The sequence below is a fragment of the Candidimonas sp. SYP-B2681 genome (genome assembly GCF_003971065.1).
Lineage (GTDB): Bacteria > Pseudomonadota > Gammaproteobacteria > Burkholderiales > Burkholderiaceae_B > Pollutimonas.
This window is the reverse complement of the sequence record NZ_RYDV01000004.1, coordinates 144,344-164,169: the sequence shown is the minus strand read 5'-3', so window position 1 is coordinate 164,169 and position 19,826 is coordinate 144,344. Positions and strand designations below refer to the sequence as shown.

The following is a 19,826-nucleotide window of genomic DNA, read 5'->3' as shown; positions in this document are numbered from 1 at the left end:
TCAGTTCTGTGCGTTGCTGCACGCCCCTGTGCTGCGCTAGGCTTCGACGACTGTGCGCCTGCGCTCCAGAATGCCGGTGGCGAGCAGTGTGCCACACAGGACGATGGCCGCCCCCGTCACCACGGCTGTGGTGATGGCCTCGTCCAGGAGCAAGGCGCCCCAGAATATGCCAAATACCGGAACCAGGAAGGTGACAGTAATCGCCTTTGTGGCGCCCACCCTGGCAATAAGCCCGAAAAAAATAATGTAGGCAATGCCGGTGCATAAGATGGCAACCGCCACGGCCGAGCCCCACGCGACATTTGAGATCGGCGTGGCTGGCCAAGTCCAAATGGCAAGGGGCAACAACAACAGGGCCGACGCAGTGACGCTTCCCGTGGCGCATGCGATGGGGTCGACGCCCTTCAAATACTTAGTGGTGTAGCAGGCGGCGATGCCATAGAAGAACGGTGCGCCCAAGGCGACCAGCACGGGCCAGCCGCTGCCATTGGCGTGGAACGACAAGTCTTCCCACACCAGCACCAGTATGCCTGCGAAGCCGATCAGCAGCCCCAGGGCGCGTAGCCAAGTCAGTCGCTCGTGTAGCCAGACCCGTGCAATTAGTGCCCCGCACAGCGGAACCATGGCATTGATAACCGCCAGCGTGCCGGCTGGAACGGTTTGCGCTGCATAGGCGAAACAGAAAAAAGGCAGTGCTACGTTAAAGACGCCACACACTGAGATAGCCTTCCAGTGCGTTTTTAGCGCATCCAGCTTGCCCATGAATGCGGACAATATCAGCAGAAAGATGGCACTGATGCCTATGCGCATCTCGATAAAGGCAACCGGACCAAAGTCATTGACTGCCAACCGCATAAACAGAAACGAGCCGCCCCAGATAGCCGCCAGCAACAATAAATCGCGTAGGTCTTTCGTTTGCATTGGCGGCCATCAGGCGAAGAAGGGGCCGTGATGGCCAGAACCGAAGATTGTAAGCCTTCGGCGTCAGCCCTTTAACGAAGCCCCGAACCGTGCCACCCAGTGCGCGGTAGACGCATCGTGGTCGGGGTCGATCTTGGCTTGGCCCGCCAATTCGGCGCCGATGCCCTTGGCCAGCACTTTGCCGTATTCGACGCCCCATTGGTCGAAAGGGTTGATGCCCCATATAACGCCCTGCACAAACACCTTGTGCTCGTACAACGCCAGCAAGGCGCCCAGGGTATAAGGAGAAAGCCTGGGCAGAACGATCAGATTGGACGGGCGGCCACCCGCGTGCACGCGATGCTTGGCAAGCCATGGCGCCTTGTCTTCAGGCACGCCCGACGCCAGGCATTCGGCCAACGCTTGTTCATAAGTCTTGCCTTTCAGCAACGCTTCGCGCTGGGCCAGGCAATTGGCCAGCAGACTTTGATGGTGTTCGGGCCAGCCGTGGTCGGCGTGTTCGCACACAATGAAGTCCACGGGGGCGCCGTCAATTCCCTGATGCAACCACTGGAAGAAAGTATGCTGCGCGTCGGTGCCGGGCATGCCCCAGACAGCGGGACCGGTGGCCACGGTTACCGGGTCGCCCGCAAGATCGACCGATTTGCCCAGCGATTCCATTTCCAGTTGCTGAATGTAGGGGACCAAGTTGGATAGGCGGAAATCGTAGGGCGCGATATTCAGAGAGCCGTAGCCCAACACGCTGCGGTTGACGATGCCGGCGATGGCCATCTGGATGGGGGCGTTTTGCGCGATGGGAGCCTGAGCGAAATGGGCATCCATGGCGGCTGCACCGGCCTGCATGCCAGCCACCACGTCGGTGCTGACAGCCAGTGCTGTGGTCAGGCTTACCGCCGACCAAATCGAGAAACGCCCACCGACCCAGTCCCACAGCTTAAAGGTATGTCCGTCGGGCACGCCCCACGCTTTGGCCACATCGGGGCGGGCGGTAATCGCCACGAATTGCTCATAAGGATGCTCGACCCCGGCCGCTTGCAGCCATTCAAGGGCTCGTTGGCCATTTTGCAAGGTCTCGGCCGTAGTGAACGATTTGGAGGCCAGCACAATCAGGGTGTCATGGGGGTCGAACCCGGCCAAGCCGCCTTGTATGGCGTGACCGTCGATGTTGGCCACAAAATGGACACGCCGCCATGTGCCAGCGTAACCGAAGGCGCTGACAGCCAGGCGTACGCCCCAGTCGCTGCCGCCGATGCCAATGTGAATGATATTGCGCCAACGCCGCTCGGAATCGGCCAGTCGGACAAATTCGTTGAGTCGTTGACGTTCTGCCGAGACGACGTCGACCGGAGCCGGAGTGCGCAGGGCTGTGTGCCAAGCGGCGCGGTCTTCCGTAATGTTGGCCACGCCACCGCATAGCAGGCGCGTGCGCATGTCGTCGAAGTTTCTGGCCGCCAGCAAGGACTCGGTTGCCTGGGTTAACGCGAGCGAACCGCTTTGACCGCTTAGGTCAAGCTCGATGCCGGCTGCTGATATGAGTCGCAGTTGATCGAATTGGATGGGGGATTCTTTTACGGCGGCTTCGAATGCGTTCCACTCGGGAAGCTCGGCGAGTGCAATGAGATCGGTCCCTGCGGGCCGTCCGGTCGACGTGGAATATTCGAGCGAATCCGACGGAAGGTCGGAAGTTGGCGGCTTGCTGATCACGAGCGCTCCTGGAGGCAATAACAATCGGTGTTCGATTGTAAGGCCTTTGGAGTCAGGCGCGACTACCGCTGTCCGGTGGATGGCTGCATACTGATGCCTGCCGTCGTACCCGCGGACGCGGGCAGGCGGGGGCTAATCAGTGTCTTTTTTTATTATTACCGACGGCGCTGGCTTGGACCGCCCGGTGCACGACCAGCTATATGGCGGAAGGTAATCCGGCCTTTGCTGAGGTCGTAGGGTGACATTTCGAGTGAAACCTTATCGCCTGCCAGTATGCGAATATGGTGCTTGCGCATTTTTCCGCCGGTGTACGCCACGACCGGGTGGCCGTTGTCCAGCGTTACACGAAAGCGGGAATCGGGCAGTACTTCAGTAACCAGTCCACCCATTTCGATCAGTTCTTCTTTAGCCATAAAATATTCCTGTAATAATTAATAAAGTACCGGCGTGTCGAACTCGCATTGCGTGTCATCCGATATCGCGGCATGTAGATGGCAGCGTAGTATGTATGCGAAACGGCTGTGCCATTTCCCAGTAGGCTATTTAGCCCAATTCATGTACGATTGCTGCGATTGCGAACCGAGGTTCGAAGGTCAGGCGTGGCGTTAAACCGCAACCTGAGGCGGCGTCCCTGGTCTGACGACCACGGTAATCATTGCGACGCGACGCCTTCTTGGCGTGTGGTGCCTGTTCCCGTTAGGGCTTGGGGTATTGTTCTTTGCTGGCTGCACCTGCGTTAGCAGGATCATGTTATCACACGTGCTTCCACGTGCCAATTGGCGCTTACCTTAAATTACACCTGCCGCGCTGACGCATTTCGCAGTGCCAAAGTCGCCCTTTTGAAAAACAAGCTTGTTTATTCGCGTGGGCTCCTGTCATATAGCATAAGGCGGCGCCCGGCACCGCATTGTTTTTCAGTAAGAATAAAGGCAGAACCACATGGCTCATCAATATCAGCACATCAAATTTCACTATCAGAACGGCGTGGGGCATATCGTCCTGAATCGCCCGGATACCTTGAACAGTTTTACCCAGGTCATGCACGACGATTTGAAGGCGGCGCTGTCCTTTCTTGAATCGCGGGAAGATTTGCGCGGCGTCATCATCACCGGCACAGGGCGCGGCTTCTGCGCCGGGCAGGATCTGTCTGAAAGAAAGCCCTTGCCGTCGGGTCAAAAACGCGACCTGGGCGAAGGCATAGACAAGAATTACCGCTCGCTGGTTCTACGGTTGCGTGCACTGCCGGCGCCGGTTGTCTCGGTCGTGAATGGTGTCGCCGCAGGGGCTGGCGCAAGCGTTGCATTGGCTTGCGATATCGTTTTTGCGGTCAAGTCGGCAAAGTTCATCCAGGCATTCTCCAAAATCGGTCTATTGCCCGATGCCGGCGCAACCTACGTTTGGCCACGCATGGTGGGCATGCAGCGCAGCATGGGTGCGGCATTGTTTGCCACGCCCGTCAGTGCCGAAACCGCCGAGCAATGGGGGCTGATCTGGCGCTGTATTCCCGACGACGAACTGGAATCGACCATCGCGTCGGTGCACGATCACTTGGCCCATGGGGCCACACGGGCTTTTGCCGCCACCAAACAAGCGCTCTATGCCTCTGGCGACAATTCCCTCGAAGACCAGATCAACGTCGAGCGCGACCTGCAACGCGAACTGGGCCACACCGACGATTATCTGGAAGGCATGATTGCCTTTGGCGAAAAGCGGGCACCGCGCTTCACAGGTCGCTAATTCCCATTGCCGGGCAGAGCAGGGGCTCGCGCAGCGGCGGCGTGGCCTAGGTGTTTGCCCGGATATTAGCTAGCAGTGAAGCCCCTGTTCGCCAAATGTTAATTGTGACTCCGGGCATCACAAGGCAAACTGCAGTCAGCGGTAAGGGCGGGCTTACCCCGATTTTCAGCGGGCTTTCCGCCCATTAAAACAATATCGATGGCCGGGTCGTCATTTCGACGGACCCGCCACAGCAAACCGGAGACAAAAAATGAGTCTTATCAAGCGATTTTTTTCTGTTGGGCTTGTGGCGGTGGCGGCCTGGGGCTCGTCCGCAAAGGCGGCCGATGTGACCATAGGCGCGCTGTTCCCGCTTAGCGGTCTTAACGCCACCTATGGCGATATATTCGGTTCCGGCGTCAACCTGGCCGCCGAACATATCAATGCCGACAACATGATCAACGGCAAGCTGACTGTGCAGTACGAAGACAGTCAGGCGTTGCCGCAGCAAGGTGTGATCGGCATGAACAAGCTGGTCAATGTGTCCAAGGTTCCTTATGTGCTGTCGGCCTTCACTGGCGTATCGAAGGCAATTTCCACAACCGCGACACGCACCAAGACCGTGGCGATCAATGGCGGCGGCGTGGGTCCCGACCTGGCGGATCTGGGTCCCTACTTCTGGAACATCATCCCGCTGGCCAATTTTGAAGTGAAAGCGGTTTTGCCTTACCTGATCAAAGAACGCAATATGAAGCGTTTCGTGCTCGTATATGTGGATGATCCGCTGGGCGAAGGCATACGCAAAGAGCTCACCGACAGCTTGCCAAAGGCCGGCGGCGAACTGATCGAAGCCTTGTCGGTGCCGGCCACAGCGCAGCAATTCAGCGGTATCGCCGCCCGTGTGCGGGCCGCCAACCCCGACGTTGTCTACATTGCCTCGTATGGTTCGCAGCAGTCGCAAATCGTCAAGCAATTCCGCGACAACGGCATCAAGACGCAGTTTGTCAGCTACACCGCGTTTTCGATTCCTGAAATGAATGCATTGCCCGAAGCGAAGGGTTCGCTTTATACGACCCAGAATGTCGACTGGAACTCGAGCGACCCAATCACCAAGCGCTTTGTCGACGACTACAAGAAGAAGTACAACAAAATGCCCACCGCTTATATCGCCAACTACTACAACGCGGTTCGGCTGTTTGGCTTGCTCGCACACGAGCTCGACAAACAAGGCAAACCCATTACTGGCGAAAACTTGCTGGCGCAGCGCATCCAGACCAAGACGTTTGATCTGGTAGGCGGCAAGGTCACTTTCGCTGATAACGGAACGGTGGTCAGCCCTATGCAGATCAATGAAATTGATGGTGCAGGCGGCAAAGTGGTGTCGGTAGTTGCCCAGTAAGTCATAAGCCAGTTTCCCTGACGGAAGGCGCAACGCGATGCTATTACTTCAGCTGCTGATCAACGGTGTCCAGGTGGGCGCGCTGTATGCGCTCATCGCGGTCGGGTTTTCATTGATTTTCGGCTCGACCAAAGTTTTTCACTTTGCTCACGGCTCGACGTTCACGATCGCTGCTTACGTTTTCTATTACGTGTATTCGGTGGCTCAAATGCACTGGATACTGGCTGTGCTGGCCGCCACACTGGCGGCGGTCATTTTTGGCGTATTGCTCGATAGCCTGGTTTATGCCCCCATCCAGCGCCACGAAGGCTCGTTTTTTACGGTTTTTGTGGCATCGCTGGGTATGGGGATCATTGTGCAGAACCTGATCGGCGTCATTTTCGGCCGGGGCTTTGTATCGGTGACGACGCCTTTGTCGCAAAGCATCGAATTGATTCCCGGCTTGTACGTGTCGCCGCTATCGGGTATTGCGATTATCTGTGCATTGGTTTTCTTCGGCGCCCTGCAGCTTTTCCTGATGCGCACGCATATCGGGATGGCGCTGCGGGCGTTGTCTGAAAACCCCGAGCTTATTCGGGTGTACGGCTTGAGCCCCCGTCGGCTATCGGTCATCGTTTTTGCCCTGGGGTCGTTGCTGGCGGTGCCCGCAGCCATCCTTAGCGCTGCCAGTTCCGGCCTGAATCCGGCCGTTGCTCACCACGTCATGCTGATCAGCCTGGCGGCCACCATCGTGGGCGGCGTCGGAAGCCTGCGCGGGGCCGCCTGCGCCGGCCTGTTGCTGGGCATGAGCGAAAACCTGGCCTTGATGTACTTAGGCCCCCAATGGAGCGAAGCGGTCACGTTCATTGTGTTGTTCCTCTTTATTCTGTTCCGGCCTTCGGGTTTCTTTGGCCGCGCCATTACTTCCTGAGGTCAACATGCTTGCTTACGTACTTAACCTCGCGACCCTGATGTGCATTAATGCAGTGCTTGCCATCACCCTGAATTTCATCATGGGCTACGCCGGCATCTTTTCCATGGCCCATGCCATTTTCTTTGGTGTGGGCGCCTATACCGCCGCCTATTTCGCCCTGCATTTCAGCCCTTCGCTTTTTCTGGCAATACCGGTTGCCATGGTGGTGGCCGCGGTGTTGTCGCTGGTGCTGGCATTGCCCGCCTTGCGGGTGCGTGGCGAATATTTCGTCGCCGCATCGTTAGGCTTGCAGGTGTTGGGGGTGACGATCTTCGCCGAATGGAAGTCGTTTACCGGTGGCTTGGGCGGGATCATCGGCATACCGCCGGCCGATCTGTTCGGTCATGCCGTCAGCGATCCGGTGCAGTTCATGCTGCTGGCGGCCGGCTGCCTGCTGTTGGTCATCTTTATCACCAATACCTTATTGCGATCCAGCTTCGGACGCAACCTGAAAGCCATACGCGACAGCGAGTCGGCCTCACATGCTTTTGGCAAGAATGTTGCCGTCATCAAGACGTTGTCGGTGGTCATCTCTTCGGCGTTGGCCGCCGTGGCCGGGGCCTTGTATGCCTTCTACCTGGGCTTCATCAACGTCGAAAGCTTTATGCTCGATACCTCGGTGCTGCTAATGGCCATGGTCATTATCGGGGGTACCGGCACCCTGCTAGGCCCCATTGTCGGTACGGTACTACTGATGCTTTTGCCCAGTCTTTTCAGCTATATGTGGTTCTTGCCGCAAACCGAAATCGGCTCGATCCAGCAAATCGCCTACGGTGCCGCCATGGTCCTGTTAATGATCTTCCGGCCCGGCGGTCTGGTGGGTTCCGGTAAACGCGGGGTAGAAAAATGAGCATCGACGAAAGCCGCGTGCTGCTGCGGATCACCAACCTGAACAAGAACTTTGGCGGCCTTAAGGTTACCAATAACGTATCCCTGGACATGCGCGCGGGGGTCATTACCACGCTCGTGGGGCCGAACGGCGCGGGCAAGACCACCTTGTTCAATCTGATTACCGGCCACCTTACGCCCAATAGCGGCGACATACTGTGGAAGGGCGAATCCATCGTCGGCAAGCCGCACTGGAAAATCGCCCGGCAAGGCATTGCCCGTACCTTCCAGGACTTGCGGCTGTTTGATCAGATGACGGTAGAAGAAAACGTATTGACCGTCATGGAGCCGGTGTCCTGGATTTGGCAGCCCGGAGGCCCTGTTGGGCGCAAGGCCAAGCAAGAAAGGGTGATGGACATCTTGAGCAAAACCCGACTGCTGGATAAGGCCAAAACCCGCGCCATCGACTTAGCCTATGCCGAGCGCAAGTTCTTAAGCCTGGCGCGCATTATGGCGACCGACGCCAAAATGTGGCTGCTTGACGAGCCGGCATCGGGTTTGGACCGCGGCTCGTACGAGCTGTTCCTGGATTTACTGCGCAATGAAGTCAAGCAGGGCGTCACGGTGTGCATTATCGAGCACAACCTGGATATTGTGATCGGTATTTCCGATCGCATTGCGTTCCTGGACCAGGGCAAGCTGCTGGCCGATGGCGACCCGGACACCGTCCTGAAAGACCCGCATCTGGCCGCCATTTACTTTGGAGACCAGGCCGCATGACAAGCACTGTACTTCGCACCGAGGGCCTGGTAGTCGGCTACGGCGGCCGTCCCGTGCTCGATGGCGTCAACTTCGAATTGCGAGCCGGCGAGGTGTTGTGTTTGATCGGACACAACGGGGCCGGGAAGTCCACCCTGCTCAAAGCATTGTTTGGTCTGATTCCGCATCAGGGGGGCCAAATCTACCTCGATAACAAGCCTTTAGGCACGATCGAACCGCGCGCGCTGACCAGCGCCGGACTGTCATTGGTCCCCGAGGGCCGTGGCGTCTTTCCCGGCCTTACCGTTGCCGAACTCATGAAAATGGGCTTGTGGGCGGCGGGGGTGCCGAAAGAGCTGCGCGAAGAACGCCTGGCATGGGTCATATCCGTCTTGCCCGCCTTGCGCAGCTTTTATCAGCAGCGCGCCGGCACCCTGTCGGGCGGCCAGCAGCAAATCGCGTCGATCGGCCGCGCCTTATTAAGCCGCCCGCGCTGCCTGCTGATGGACGAACCTTCCATCGGCCTGGCGCCCAAACTGTTCCAGGACTTGTTGCAGCCCATACGCAAACTGCAGCGCGAGACCGGAATGTCTATCTTGCTGGTCGAGCAAAACGTGAAAGAAGCACTGAAAATATCCGACCGGGTCGTCGTAATGAAGTCGGGCGCCCTGATTCGCGAAGCGCTGCCCGAAGACCTTGCGGACAACGCGAAACTAATGGAGCTGTATTAAGATGTCGCTGTTTTTGAGTATGCCCGAGCTGCTGGCGCATCGTGTCAAGTCAGGGCCGGACGATATTGCCTTTATCGAGGGCGATCGCAGTATTAGCTATCGTGAATTTAACGATATGTGCCGCAAAACGGCCTTGTGGTTGACGGCACAGGGCATCGCGCCGGGCGACAGGGTCGCGGTGTGGCTGGTCAACCGGATTGAATGGTTAGCAATGTATTTTGGCCTGGCCCACATCGGCGCCACCCTGGTATCGGTAAACACCCGCTATCGTGCCCACGAGCTGGATTACATTCTTGAACGTTCCCAGGCCAAACTGCTGGTGCTGGAACTGAACTTCCGCAAGATCAATTTCCCTGCCGTGCTGGCCGGGGTCAATCCTGCTGCCATCGGCGCGTTGAGCTGTGTCGCCGTCTTGAACCCCGCCGAAGGCGAACTGCCTGAAACCGTCATGGGCAAACCCACGACCTCATTCCGTCTTGCGGATCTTCCTGACGGCGACTTGCCAGTTCAGGGCAGGCCCGATTCCTTGAGCATTCTGTTCACCACGTCCGGCACCACCAGCGGCCCCAAGCTCGTCATGCACCCGCAGCGCACGCTTACACTGCATAGTCAGCGGGTCGCACAGGCCTATGGATTCGAAGACGAGGGGGCCCGCTTGCTGGCCACCTTGCCGCTTTGCGGCGTTTTTGGTTTTAACTCGGTCTTTGCGGCCTTTGCCGGTGGCGCGCCCGTCGTCCTGATGGACACATTCGACGGCGCCGAAGCGGCCGCATTGATCAATCGCCACAACGTAACACATGCCTTTGGCAGCGATGAACTGTTTAGCCTGCTTATTCATCACGCCAAAGGGGAGAGGCCGTTTCCGTCGGCGCGTATGTTTGGCTTCGCGTCATTTCATCCCGGCACGGAAGAGTTCGGCCGCCAGGCCTGGGACCGTCACATTCCGCTGTACGGCCTTTATGGATCCAGCGAAGTGCAGGCATTGTTCTCGATGCATCGCCCCGGCACACCCTTGCCACAGCGTCTGCACGGCGGCGGCTTGCCGGCCAACCCCGATGCCCAAATACGCATTCGCGATGTGGAAACAGGGGAAATCTTGCCGCTAGGGCAAAGCGGAATCATTCAAATTCGCGCTGACACCAATTTCACCGGCTACCTGAACAATCCGCAAGCGACGGCCAAGGCCATCGATCAGGAAGGCTACTTCACCACGGGCGACGTCGGTTATTTATGTGAAGACGGCAGTTTCGTTTACCAAACCCGTCAGGGCGATGCCTTGCGCCTGGGCGGATTTCTGGTCAACCCGGTCGAGGTCGAGGATGCCCTGAAGGCCCAGGCAGGAGTGCAGAACGCGCAGGTCGTGGGCGTCGAAATCAATGGGCAGAATCGCTGTGTTGCCTTCGTACTTGCCGAGCCCGGCGAGGTTCTGCACGAGCCAGAACTGGTGTCCGCTGTCGCGAAGACACTGGCGGCGTTCAAAGTGCCGGCGCGCGTCTGGGTGCTGGACCAATACCCCGTCATCGAAGGCGCCAACGGCGCCAAAATTCAACGGGGAAAACTGCGCGAAATGGCCATGCAGCGGCTGGCACAAGCCAGTTGCGCCCAATAAGGAATCACCACAATGACCACTTACTACTTCGAAGATTTCGCGATCGGACAAACGTTCGAAAGCGGCGGACGCACTATCACTGAAACGGATTTGACCTTTTTTTCCATGCTGTCGGGCGATTGGAACCCTTTGCATGCAGACGCCGAGTTCGCCAAGACCACGCGCTTTGGCCAGCGTGTGGTTCATGGTGCGCTTGGCATTGCGATAAGTACCGGTATGCTGCATGAATTGGGCATCTTCCATGACTCGGTCATCGCCATGCTGGGTTTTCGTAACTGGAATTTCCTTGCGCCCTTGCTGGTGAACGACACCCTATTTCTGCGTCTTACCATCACTGAACTGGAGCCCGGCAAAAGCGGCAATAGCGGCAAACTAGGGCGCCGTTTCCAGCTGATCAATCAGCGCGGCGAAGTCGCCCAGGAAGGCGAAAGCGATGTGCTGGTGCTGACCCGGCACGGCGCGGCTGCCAAAAAAGCGAAGGTTCAGGCGTAAGGGTTCGTTACGCTAGAGCCCATCGCTGCATGGCGAACGATGCACGCCATGCACCCAGCACCATTGCTCCACGATTCATTCAATAGGTTACTTATGCCCACTGTTGCACAATTAAAAGAAAGCCTGGCGCTGCCAGTTATCGGTTCGCCCATGTTTCTGGTTTCTAACCCGGCGCTGGTCATAGCCCAGTGTTGCGCCGGCATTGTCGGCTCTTTTCCCGCGCTCAATGCACGGCCTCAGGAACGGTTTGCCGAATGGTTGACCGAAATTGAAGAGGGCATAGAACGCTACCGGGCCGAACACCCAGGGAAGAAGATCGCGCCCTATGCGGTCAACCTGATCGTGCACCAGTCCAACCCCCGGCTCGACGAAGACCTGGAAACGTGCGTCAAGCATCGCGTGCCCATCGTAATCACTTCGCTGCATTCGCCCGAGCGGGTGGTGAAGCGCGTTCACGCCTATGGCGGATTGGTACTGCACGATGTGACGACCATACGTCATGCCAAGAAAGCGGCAGCCGCCGGCGTCGATGGCCTGATCCTGGTTTGTGCGGGAGCCGGCGGGCATGCGGGCGCCCTAAGCCCCTTTGCGCTGGTTAACGAAGTACGCGACGTCTACGATGGCTTGTTGATCATGGCAGGGGCCATTACCAGCGGCAGCGGCATCCTGGCGGCGCAGGCCATGGGATGCGACCTGGCCTACATGGGTACGCGCTTTATTGCCACGACGGAATCGGCCGCGGACGAAGCCTACAAACAAATGATCGTCGAGACCACAGCCGCCGATATTATCTACACGCCTTACTTCACCGGCGTTAGTGGCAACTACCTGAAACCCAGCATTGCCGCTGCCGGCCTGGATCCCGAAAATCTTTCCGCGGGCGGGCGCGAGAGCATGGACGTCGGCAAGCCTAAAAAATGGAAAGATATCTGGGGCAGTGGACAAGGCGTGGGTAACATTTCTTCCATCTTGCCAGCCGGCGAGATCGTGGCGCAGCTGCAAGAAGAATATAGCGCGGCGAAACGCAAGTTGCTGGAGTCCTAAGCGGATATGTCCGGTCGGCCCTATGCGTCAAGCAAGCGGCGCGCCCGTTCGACAACGGGGGCGTCGATCATCTTGCCGTCCAGGGCGACGGCGCCGGCGCCGCTGTCCAAAGCCTGTTGATAGGCATCGACGATGCGCTGCGCCTGCGCCAGGTCTTCCGGGCTCGGACGGAATGCAGCGTTGATCATTTCGATCTGTTTGGGGTGTATTCCCAATGCGCCCGTGAAGCCGAACGCCTTGGCCTTGCGTACCAGTTTTTCAAAGGCTTGCACATCGTTGAAGTCGGCGATAGAGCCTGGCAGGCCCCACGCCGCCAGATCGAAAGCGCGCGCGGCCAGCGCCACGTTCTGTGCCGGCACAGCTAACGCATCGGCGTCGGGCTCGACCCCCAGGCTGGCGGCGAAATCCTCGCTGCCAAAGCCGAGACCGCGCAGGCGCCCGCCAGTTTCAAGGATCGAACCGATATTGAAAACGCCTTTGGGGGATTCGATCAGTGCGATATATTTCACGGACCCGGCCGTGCGCTGCGCGTCTTTTTCGAAGCTAGTAATCAGCCGATGAGCGTCGCGCAAAAGATCTGGCGTGTCGACTTTGGGAATCAGGATCGCATCGGCACCGGCCATCACTGCCGCGCGCAAGTCGGCTTCCAGCAATTCGGGCAGATTGTTAACACGAACCAGTAGTGGAAGGCCGTGCGGCCGTACTTGCGCAAGTCCCGCGCTTAGCGCGTCGCGCGCCGCCAATTTACGGTCGTAGATAACCGAATCTTCAAGATCGAATATAACGCCCTGTGCATCGCGTGTATGCGCGCCTTTGATGAATTTGTCGTTCAAGGCAGGCACAAACAGCAAAGAGCGCAGCGTATTGAAGTTAACCTTATCGTGCTCGTTTGGCATCAGACTATTCCTTGCTCTTTCAGCGTCGCAAATTGCGCACTGCTGACATTAATGGTGGAAAGTATTTCAGCCGTATTCTCGCCAAGCTCGGGCGCCGGGCGGCGCAGTCGCCCTGGTGTTACCGATAGACGCGGCACAATGTTATGCATTGGCAGGCTATCGATTTGCTGGTCGGGCACCCGGATCATGATGTCCCGTTCCACGATGTGTTCGTCTTCGACGAGTTGGGCAATATCGTACACAGGGCCTATCGTTACCGAGCATTGTCTGAAATAAGCCAGGTTCTCTGCCTGGGTATAACGCCCCACATATTCTTGGATGATGGCGTCTAGTTCTTCCACATGATCAAGCCGGTCAGAATTGGTCCGAAAACGCGGGTCATCGGTAAGTTCCGGGCGCCCGATTGCCTCGAAAAGACGGGCCGTCATTGACTGAATCGATGCGGATAAGGCAAGGTAGCCGCCGTCTTTCGTACGGTAAATATTGCGCGGGGCGGCGATACTTGTACGATTGCCGGTTCGGGACGGGACTTGCTTGGTCAGCTGATACAAGACCGCATCGGGCCCTAGAATCGAGAGCAAGGGTTCCAGTAAAGACAGATCAATAACCTGGCCCCCAGCTGCGTGGGCCGCGGCAGCGCGCAGCGCCACCATAGTCGAAAACGCCCCATATAAACCGGCAATCATGTCGGCCAGCGCGAGGTTGGGCAACATGGGGGGCAGGTTTTCATAGCCATTTTTGGCGGCGTAGCCCGACATGGCTTCGACCAGGCTGCCAAAGCCGGGCTGGTCGCGATAGGGGCCGGTCTGGCCCCAACCCGACACCCGCACAATCACTATCTTTGCGTTGCGAGCCAGTAGTGTTTCAGGGGCTAATCCCATTTTCTCGAGGGTACCCGGCCGAAAGCTTTCGATGAACACGTCCGCGGTTTCTACCAGGCGCAAAAGCAAGTCCAGTCCTTCGCTGCGCCGCAAATCCAGCGTCATGCTTTTTTTATTGCGCGCGTATACCTTCCAGTAGGCACTGACGCCTTCCGGAAATTCATCGGAATATTCCTTCCAGTGGCGCAAGGTGTCGCCGCCTATGGGGTCCTCTACCTTGATCACTTCGGCGCCAAAGTCAGCCAGCATCAAACTGAGCATATTGCCGGCGACCAGTCTCGATAAATCCAGCACTTTTATGCCATCGAGCGGGCACGAGGCATCAGGTTCAAATCTATGGGCGTGCATAGTTCTTCTTATTCAGGCAGGAAAGGCAGCGTAACGAGTGTCGGTAAGCTCGGCCCACAACTCACCGGATCCGATGGACTCCAATGGGATGGTTGTTTCTATCCGCAAAGGCACCTGGCCGACAGTGAAGTCGCATTCATAGTGCGAACCCAGATAGCTGGCGTTGGATATTTGACCTTTAAGCGCTCGGGTCGGACGAGCCGGTGTACCCGCGATTAGATTCAGCGTCTCGGCACGTATCGCCACATCGATGAGTTCATCTTGCTTGGCGGGATACGTGATTTGCAGCGTGATCTGCTGGCCATCCGGCAAGATCAGTGTGTGCGAGTCGCCGTTATGGGCAGCAACGCGGGTCCGAAGCAATACGCTCGAGCCAATGAAATCGGCCACGAAGCGATCTTTCGGCTGGTCGTAAATGGCTTGCGGGGTGTCGTACTGTATGATTTTTCCGCCGTTCATCACCGCCACACGGTCCGACATGGCAAGCGCCTCCGATTGGTCATGCGTTACAAAAACCGTGGTCAGGCCGACTTTCTTTTGTAGACTGCGCAGCCAGCTGCGTGCCCGTTCGCGCAATTTGGCGTCAAGATTGGATAAAGGTTCGTCCAGCAGCAGTATGGTCGGTTCGTAGGTGAGGGTTCGCGCGAGTGCCACCCGCTGTTGCTGTCCCCCCGACAGTTGGTAGGGAAAGCGGTCCCCAAAGCTTTGCATTTCCACCAATTCCAGCGCGTCCATGACTCGCTTTTTCTGGTCGGCCTTGCTGATCTTTCGTAACTTGAGGGCAAAGGCGCAATTGTCGATCACCGACATATGGGGCCACAGGGCATAAGACTGAAATACCAGGCCGCAGTTGCGCGCTTCGGGCGGTAGATAAATACCTTTACTCGAATCGAAGAAAGGTACGCCGCCCACGATAATAGACCCGCTGGTGGGGCGTTCCAGGCCCGCCAGCGCAGCAAGCGTCGTTGATTTTCCGCATCCGCTGGGCCCAAGCAACGATACCAGTTCACCGTCGTTGACACGCAACGAGACACCGTCAACAGCCAGTACATTTCCATAATGCTGGACAAGGTTGGAAATCACGATTTCAGCCATAAATTTTCACCTTGAAGAGTATCCGAAACAGACCCAGCAATACCACCACCATGGCGATTTGCACGACGGCAAGTGCAGCAACGGCGCCTTGTTCGCCCTGAACCCAGAAAGACAGCATGGTGGTCCCCAGCATTTCGGAACCCGGTCCAAAAAGGAAAACCACCGATGCATATTCCTTGATGAAGTGGATGACCAGCAGGATGTAGCAGGCGGCCAGGGGCGTATACAGCTGCGGAAAGATGATGCGCCGCGTGGTCGTCAACCAGGTAGCGCCGACCACGCGCGCGCTGCGGTCCAGATCCTGACTGATTTGATGAAGGGAAGGCGTGACCGCACCCAGACCGGTAGGAAAATGCCGCATCAGCACAGCGAAGATAAGAATCCAGATTGTGTTCTGGATAACGTGCAATCCGGGAATCCAGGCAACTGCCCAGAATACGCCTATGCCGACCAGCAAACCCGGGACGGCACGCGGGTACATGGCGACAAATTGCAGCGGTTTGCTCAACGTCCAGTCAGAACGAAGTGACACGGCTGCAGTGCCCGCTACCAGCGCGGTTCCAATCGCCGCCCCGATAATCGCTACCAAGGCAGTATTGATGATCGAACGTACGTACTCGGGGAAAGCAAATACCGCCTGATAGTTCTCGAGCGTCAGAAGCTCGGCTATCGGCATATAGGGTGAAATCATGCTGGTTGCCGAGCGTAAGATGACGGCGCCCATCACGCACACAACGGTGATGCCCAGATATAGGCTTACGGCGATACACGCTGGCCACCTCCATTTTCCCAGGGTTAACAGACGTTGCCGTGCCGCTTTACCGCCGACCGTTACATAGCGCCGAGTATCGCCCATGCTGCGTGTCTGCCACATGATCAATAATGAAATCACCCCAATCAGCAGCAGGGCACAAGCGGCCACGACACCGTAATCGGGATTGTTGGCCTCGATGCCTGTTTCGTACAAGAACGTGATCAAAAACTGCAGTCCTGCCGGCCCGCCCAGCAATAGCGGCAAGGCCAGCAATTCGACCGCGAGCATAAAGTTCAATGTGGCGCTGGCCCATATTGCTGGCTTCAATAAGGGCATCGTTATTATCCACAGCGTCTTGATTGGGCCGCAACCGGAAATACGGGCGGCGGACTCCAGCGCCGGATCGATGGTTTTGACCGAGCTCATGCAATAAAGAAAGGTCAGGGGGGCCAGTGCCGTTCCTGCGGCAATCGATAGCCCCGAAAGGCTATACAGATTCCATGGAACGTCGCCAAACCATTGCGCCGCGAGCCCGGATATAAAGCCGGTTGGACCGAAGCCCACAATCCAGCCGAAAGCCAGTACCAAGTGCGAAACGAACAATGGCCAGATAAATACCGCGCTTGCGATGCGCCGCCCCGGCAAGTCGGTGCGGGAGATAAGTATCGTCCCCGCAATCCCGAAAATTTGGGCGATGACGGTGGAGGCCGTCGCAAAAATAATCGTATTCCAGAGAGCGGAATAGAAATGGCTATTGCTTAACAGGCGCGCGAATGCTGCGGTCGTAAAGTGCGGGCCTGCCTCGTACAAAGGCTTGTCGATAAAGGCCTGAATGACCATAGGAAGCAAAGGCGCCAGGACAAGAAACCCGACCAGCACGGTCACGACCGTCTGGAATATCTTGCCGGGCCACATTCCTATTTGAGGACGGCTTATGCCGCCCTCAGGATTAAGTGCGGTTTCCATGTGAACGCCCTATCAGTGCGTATAGGCCTTCTTCCATCGGTTGGTGAAGTCCTGGATCGCCGTGTCGTAATTCGGGTCGTAGGCCAAAACTTCGACGTTTTTTTCACCGCCTACGGCCTTGACGACGCTTTTGTAGGTAAAGAACGGTACGTCGCCCTCGGCGATGTCATCTCGCACCGGCGTCATCCCGCCCTGGCCCCAGCCTATCTGGCCCTGGCGCGAAAGGGCGTGGTCCAGCAGTAGCTTTGCCGAATTCGGGCTTTTTGCTGAGGTGGTCACCGCCATGCCGCGCGCATAGAGCGGTTGGCCGTCGGTAATGAAGCTCCATTTGATAATGCCCTTCACGCCCGGGCTTTCCAGCTTGGGCAGCACCGTAATCGCACTGGTCAAATACGCCACGGCATATTCGCCGGTGACGAGCTTGGACAGCATTTGCCCGCCCGAGCGTTCCGGCTTCGAAACCGGCCCCAGTTTATCGAGCATTGCCCAGCTATCTTGTTTGTGATGCTGGCTCCATACCCAGGGGAATACCGCGGCCAACGGGCCCGACGCCGCATCGTAGGTCGTGAACTTGCCTTTCAGTTTGGGATCGGCGGCCAGTTCAGCCACCTTCGCCATTGAGTCGATTTTTTTATCTGGCAGAATCTTTGAGTTCCAGGCGATCAATACCGGGTCGGCCGAGATCGAGTAGACACCGGGAAATGGCTTGCTCCAGTCGGGCACATGTTTACTTTCCGGGGATTGGTAGGGGGCGACCTCATTCTTTTTGACGAACTCGATCCACGGCCCTACGCCCAGCGAAATCACCATATCCGCCGTGCGCGAATTGGCGGCTTTCTCGCTGTAGTAGCGCGACCAGATCTCGTTGGAAAGGTCGAGTGTCTCGACCTTGATCCAGGGGTATTTTTCTTTAAAGGTATCGAGCACTGGCTTCCAGTTTTGCGCGGACATGACCGAGTAAACCAGCACGCCTTGTTCAGATTTGGACGCTTCGACTAATTTCTTATAGTCCGCGGGATAGTAGTCGGGTAAGGTTTGGGCAAAAAGTGGGGTGGATACGGCCGCTGCCAGCATGCACGCGCCGATAGTTTTGGCTATGGCTTTCATGTTTGTCTCCGTCCAAAGTCTATTATCGTGAGTCGCTGAGGCGGCAACCCCCTGATGTCTTTGTAACTTTATTGCTTCCTAAGAATACGACCAGGCTTTCGTCTTTTGCAAGCATTAAGTTGTGACGCAAAGCGCGTCCTATAATCGGCACTCTGGCCAAATGGCCAAATGCATTCAGCCCTTTATGTGCGCCATCCATGACTGACAAGAAACCTGATACGAACGTCAAGACCGCATTACGGGTCATCGAGATTATTGAGATCTTTGCCCGCGAGACCAAGCCCTTGTCGTTATCCGAGCTTGCCCGGCATCTGGATGCGCCGGTGTCAAGCTGCCTGGGCTTGCTGCGAACACTGGCCGGGCGTGGTTATTTATATGAAGCAGGCCGCCGTCAGGGCTACTACCCGACCGGCCGCCTGCTTGCCATGGCGCAGCGCATATCCAGCGCCGACCCTATTCTTGAAAAAGTGCAGCCCAGCCTGGAGGAACTGCGCGACACCACGCGCGAAACGGTTGTGTTCGCCAAGCTTGATTTAATGAACAAGCGGGTCGTGTATCTGGATGTGCTGGCGTCGCCGCATCCGATCAGCTACGTCGCCGTAGCCGGCGCACTGAAAGACATTCATGCCAATTCTCTGGGCAAGGCATTGTTGTCTACGCTGGATGTCGACGTGCGCAAGAAAATGTTTTCCGGCCGCCGCCTTCAAGCCTATAACGAGCGTACGCTGGTTACGATAGACGCCATCGAAGCCGACATCAAAGGCTCGCGCGAACGCGGCTGGTTCGCTAATTTGGGCGAGTCAATGGACGACGTGGGCGCCATAGCCTGGCCAGTGAAGGTGTCAGGCAACGATTACGCCATCTCGATTGCGGGGCCCTTGTATCGCATCGAAAGCAACCTGGAAGGCCACGCCCAGAAGCTGCGCGTGGCTTGCAGGTTTTTGGAGCAGAATATTTAATGCGTCTAATTCAGGCTCGGTGCGACTACTTAACCGGTACCATCAGGTGCTGATATGGCGTTCCTGGCCACATTACATAGGGCGCTGACGTATCGGGCTTGGCGTCTTTCGGGTACAAATCATAGAAACTGGGATCCGCGCCGACGATCATGACATGCGCGCCGGTTTCGACCCAGTTATTGCCCGCTTCCGGTTTGGCTGCGTAGGGATCGGTGTTGCTGGCATCGGTGCCACCTGCGAGCATGTACATGAAGCCAATCTTGCCGCTGCTTGGCTGCTTGTGCTGCATCAACGCCGTGGCCCATTCTAGCGCCGGTTTATCCAAGCACATCGGGTCGGGGCCCGGCGTGGTCGGGTTATCGGGCATGCAGGTGAAGCCGTTCGTGCCTTCACGCAACGTGCGCATCTTGCCTTCCGCTTCCGCAGCGACGATAGTGGCGCCGGTACCGACTTTTGCAGGGGCTGCTGACATCGCGCTAGTAATCAGCGCTTTGTCGTTGGTGGCTGAAGCTGGCCCAGCTGACTTGTCATGTTGCATTGCTTTGTCGGCTGCCGTGGCAACCGGCATGTCGGCGAAAATCAACACACCGATGCTAAGACCAAGTGCAAAAAACGATTTAGTCATTGCTCTCTCCTTTGGATTGCGGTCAAGCTTCCGGCCTACA

19 protein-coding genes are annotated in these 19,826 nt (G+C 57.3%); 10 read left to right on the top strand and 9 right to left on the bottom strand.

The annotated features are described in order from the left end of the window. Positions 1–36: 36 nt before the first annotated feature. The 3 genes from EKL30_RS10235 to infA form a co-directional block, all read right to left on the bottom strand. Positions 37–921, bottom strand: coding sequence for a DMT family transporter (locus EKL30_RS10235; protein ID WP_126707129.1), 885 nt, complete (start codon positions 919–921; stop codon positions 37–39). Positions 922–984: 63 nt separating this feature from the next. Then, entirely contained in the window at positions 985–2,538 is a 1,554-nt protein-coding gene (gene pgi, locus EKL30_RS10230; RefSeq protein ID WP_126707317.1) for a glucose-6-phosphate isomerase, read from the bottom strand. Between the two features lie 242 nt (positions 2,539–2,780). Beyond that, positions 2,781–3,038, bottom strand: a complete 258-nt coding sequence (infA, locus tag EKL30_RS10225; RefSeq protein WP_013744218.1) for a translation initiation factor IF-1 — start codon at positions 3,036–3,038, stop codon at positions 2,781–2,783. A 526-nt stretch (positions 3,039–3,564) separates the two neighbouring features. Here infA and EKL30_RS10220 point away from each other — a divergent pair. The 9 genes from EKL30_RS10220 to EKL30_RS10180 all read left to right on the top strand — a co-directional run bounded on the left by EKL30_RS10220 (position 3,565) and on the right by EKL30_RS10180 (position 12,155). After that, positions 3,565–4,362 (top strand): enoyl-CoA hydratase-related protein, encoded by a 798-nt coding sequence (locus EKL30_RS10220; RefSeq protein ID WP_126707128.1) that lies wholly within the window; start codon positions 3,565–3,567, stop codon positions 4,360–4,362. Positions 4,363–4,612: 250 nt separating this feature from the next. Continuing rightward, positions 4,613–5,740: an ABC transporter substrate-binding protein gene (locus EKL30_RS10215; protein ID WP_126707127.1), complete on the top strand. Its 1,128-nt coding sequence runs from the start codon at positions 4,613–4,615 to the stop codon at positions 5,738–5,740. A 37-nt stretch (positions 5,741–5,777) separates the two neighbouring features. Further along, positions 5,778–6,650, top strand: coding sequence for a branched-chain amino acid ABC transporter permease (locus EKL30_RS10210; protein WP_126707126.1), 873 nt, complete (start codon positions 5,778–5,780; stop codon positions 6,648–6,650). Between the two features lie 7 nt (positions 6,651–6,657). Further along, a complete protein-coding gene (locus tag EKL30_RS10205; RefSeq protein WP_126707125.1) occupies positions 6,658–7,542 on the top strand; it encodes a branched-chain amino acid ABC transporter permease in 885 nt (294 codons plus the stop codon). Beyond that, on the top strand, positions 7,539–8,300 hold the full coding sequence (locus EKL30_RS10200) for an ABC transporter ATP-binding protein (protein WP_126707124.1): 762 nt from the start codon (positions 7,539–7,541) through the stop codon (positions 8,298–8,300). Before EKL30_RS10205 ends, EKL30_RS10200 begins: the two co-directional genes overlap by 4 nt. After that, positions 8,297–9,010 (top strand): ABC transporter ATP-binding protein, encoded by a 714-nt coding sequence (locus EKL30_RS10195; RefSeq protein WP_126707123.1) that lies wholly within the window; start codon positions 8,297–8,299, stop codon positions 9,008–9,010. The genes EKL30_RS10200 and EKL30_RS10195 overlap by 4 nt, the downstream gene beginning before the upstream one ends. Before the next feature lies 1 nt (position 9,011). Next, complete coding sequence (locus tag EKL30_RS10190; RefSeq protein ID WP_126707122.1) at positions 9,012–10,619, top strand: AMP-binding protein; 1,608 nt, start codon at positions 9,012–9,014, stop codon at positions 10,617–10,619. Between the two features lie 12 nt (positions 10,620–10,631). Continuing rightward, entirely contained in the window at positions 10,632–11,111 is a 480-nt protein-coding gene (locus tag EKL30_RS10185) for a MaoC/PaaZ C-terminal domain-containing protein (RefSeq protein WP_126707121.1), read from the top strand. A 93-nt stretch (positions 11,112–11,204) separates the two neighbouring features. Then, the gene (locus EKL30_RS10180; protein WP_126707120.1) at positions 11,205–12,155 is read left to right on the top strand and encodes a nitronate monooxygenase family protein; all 951 of its coding nucleotides are present in this window, start codon (positions 11,205–11,207) and stop codon (positions 12,153–12,155) included. A 20-nt stretch (positions 12,156–12,175) separates the two neighbouring features. Here EKL30_RS10180 and EKL30_RS10175 read toward each other — a convergent pair whose 3' ends face one another. The 5 genes from EKL30_RS10175 to EKL30_RS10155 are packed head-to-tail and all read right to left on the bottom strand — an operon-like array spanning position 12,176 to position 18,202. Next, on the bottom strand, positions 12,176–13,051 hold the full coding sequence (locus EKL30_RS10175) for a CoA ester lyase (RefSeq protein WP_126707119.1): 876 nt from the start codon (positions 13,049–13,051) through the stop codon (positions 12,176–12,178). Further along, on the bottom strand, positions 13,051–14,280 hold the full coding sequence (locus EKL30_RS10170; RefSeq protein WP_126707118.1) for a CaiB/BaiF CoA-transferase family protein: 1,230 nt from the start codon (positions 14,278–14,280) through the stop codon (positions 13,051–13,053). The genes EKL30_RS10175 and EKL30_RS10170 overlap by 1 nt, the downstream gene beginning before the upstream one ends. 12 nt (positions 14,281–14,292) lie before the next feature. Then, a complete protein-coding gene (locus EKL30_RS10165) occupies positions 14,293–15,375 on the bottom strand; it encodes an ABC transporter ATP-binding protein (RefSeq protein ID WP_126707117.1) in 1,083 nt (360 codons plus the stop codon). After that, positions 15,368–17,095, bottom strand: a complete 1,728-nt coding sequence (locus tag EKL30_RS10160; protein ID WP_126707116.1) for an iron ABC transporter permease — start codon at positions 17,093–17,095, stop codon at positions 15,368–15,370. Before EKL30_RS10160 ends, EKL30_RS10165 begins: the two co-directional genes overlap by 8 nt. Positions 17,096–17,107: 12 nt before the next feature. Beyond that, positions 17,108–18,202 carry an ABC transporter substrate-binding protein gene (locus EKL30_RS10155; protein ID WP_126707115.1) on the bottom strand — a complete coding sequence of 365 codons (1,095 nt, stop codon included), beginning with the start codon at positions 18,200–18,202 and terminating at the stop codon, positions 17,108–17,110. Positions 18,203–18,399: 197 nt separating this feature from the next. Between EKL30_RS10155 and EKL30_RS10150 the strand changes: the two genes are divergently transcribed. Then, positions 18,400–19,161 carry an IclR family transcriptional regulator gene (locus EKL30_RS10150; protein ID WP_126707114.1) on the top strand — a complete coding sequence of 254 codons (762 nt, stop codon included), beginning with the start codon at positions 18,400–18,402 and terminating at the stop codon, positions 19,159–19,161. A 25-nt stretch (positions 19,162–19,186) separates the two neighbouring features. Here the strand turns inward: EKL30_RS10150 and EKL30_RS10145 are convergent, their stop codons facing one another. Then, positions 19,187–19,786, bottom strand: coding sequence for a hypothetical protein (locus EKL30_RS10145; protein ID WP_199748533.1), 600 nt, complete (start codon positions 19,784–19,786; stop codon positions 19,187–19,189). Positions 19,787–19,826: the final 40 nt, after the last annotated feature.

Excerpts from the sequence above, each read along its gene's own strand:
- EKL30_RS10235 (WP_126707129.1), bottom strand. The coding sequence starts at position 921 with ATGCAAACGAAAGACCTACGCGATTTATTGTTGCTGGCGGCTATCTGG.
- infA (WP_013744218.1), bottom strand. The coding sequence starts at position 3,038 with ATGGCTAAAGAAGAACTGATCGAAATGGGTGGACTGGTTACTGAAGTA.
- EKL30_RS10220 (WP_126707128.1), top strand. The coding sequence starts at position 3,565 with ATGGCTCATCAATATCAGCACATCAAATTTCACTATCAGAACGGCGTG.
- EKL30_RS10215 (WP_126707127.1), top strand. The coding sequence starts at position 4,613 with ATGAGTCTTATCAAGCGATTTTTTTCTGTTGGGCTTGTGGCGGTGGCG.
- EKL30_RS10210 (WP_126707126.1), top strand. The coding sequence starts at position 5,778 with ATGCTATTACTTCAGCTGCTGATCAACGGTGTCCAGGTGGGCGCGCTG.
- EKL30_RS10205 (WP_126707125.1), top strand. The coding sequence starts at position 6,658 with ATGCTTGCTTACGTACTTAACCTCGCGACCCTGATGTGCATTAATGCA.
- EKL30_RS10200 (WP_126707124.1), top strand. The coding sequence starts at position 7,539 with ATGAGCATCGACGAAAGCCGCGTGCTGCTGCGGATCACCAACCTGAAC.
- EKL30_RS10195 (WP_126707123.1), top strand. The coding sequence starts at position 8,297 with ATGACAAGCACTGTACTTCGCACCGAGGGCCTGGTAGTCGGCTACGGC.
- EKL30_RS10190 (WP_126707122.1), top strand. The coding sequence starts at position 9,012 with ATGTCGCTGTTTTTGAGTATGCCCGAGCTGCTGGCGCATCGTGTCAAG.
- EKL30_RS10185 (WP_126707121.1), top strand. The coding sequence starts at position 10,632 with ATGACCACTTACTACTTCGAAGATTTCGCGATCGGACAAACGTTCGAA.
- EKL30_RS10180 (WP_126707120.1), top strand. The coding sequence starts at position 11,205 with ATGCCCACTGTTGCACAATTAAAAGAAAGCCTGGCGCTGCCAGTTATC.
- EKL30_RS10175 (WP_126707119.1), bottom strand. The coding sequence starts at position 13,051 with ATGCCAAACGAGCACGATAAGGTTAACTTCAATACGCTGCGCTCTTTG.
- EKL30_RS10170 (WP_126707118.1), bottom strand. The coding sequence starts at position 14,280 with ATGCACGCCCATAGATTTGAACCTGATGCCTCGTGCCCGCTCGATGGC.
- EKL30_RS10165 (WP_126707117.1), bottom strand. The coding sequence starts at position 15,375 with ATGGCTGAAATCGTGATTTCCAACCTTGTCCAGCATTATGGAAATGTA.
- EKL30_RS10160 (WP_126707116.1), bottom strand. The coding sequence starts at position 17,095 with ATGGAAACCGCACTTAATCCTGAGGGCGGCATAAGCCGTCCTCAAATA.
- EKL30_RS10155 (WP_126707115.1), bottom strand. The coding sequence starts at position 18,202 with ATGAAAGCCATAGCCAAAACTATCGGCGCGTGCATGCTGGCAGCGGCC.
- EKL30_RS10150 (WP_126707114.1), top strand. The coding sequence starts at position 18,400 with ATGACTGACAAGAAACCTGATACGAACGTCAAGACCGCATTACGGGTC.
- EKL30_RS10145 (WP_199748533.1), bottom strand. The coding sequence starts at position 19,786 with ATGACTAAATCGTTTTTTGCACTTGGTCTTAGCATCGGTGTGTTGATT.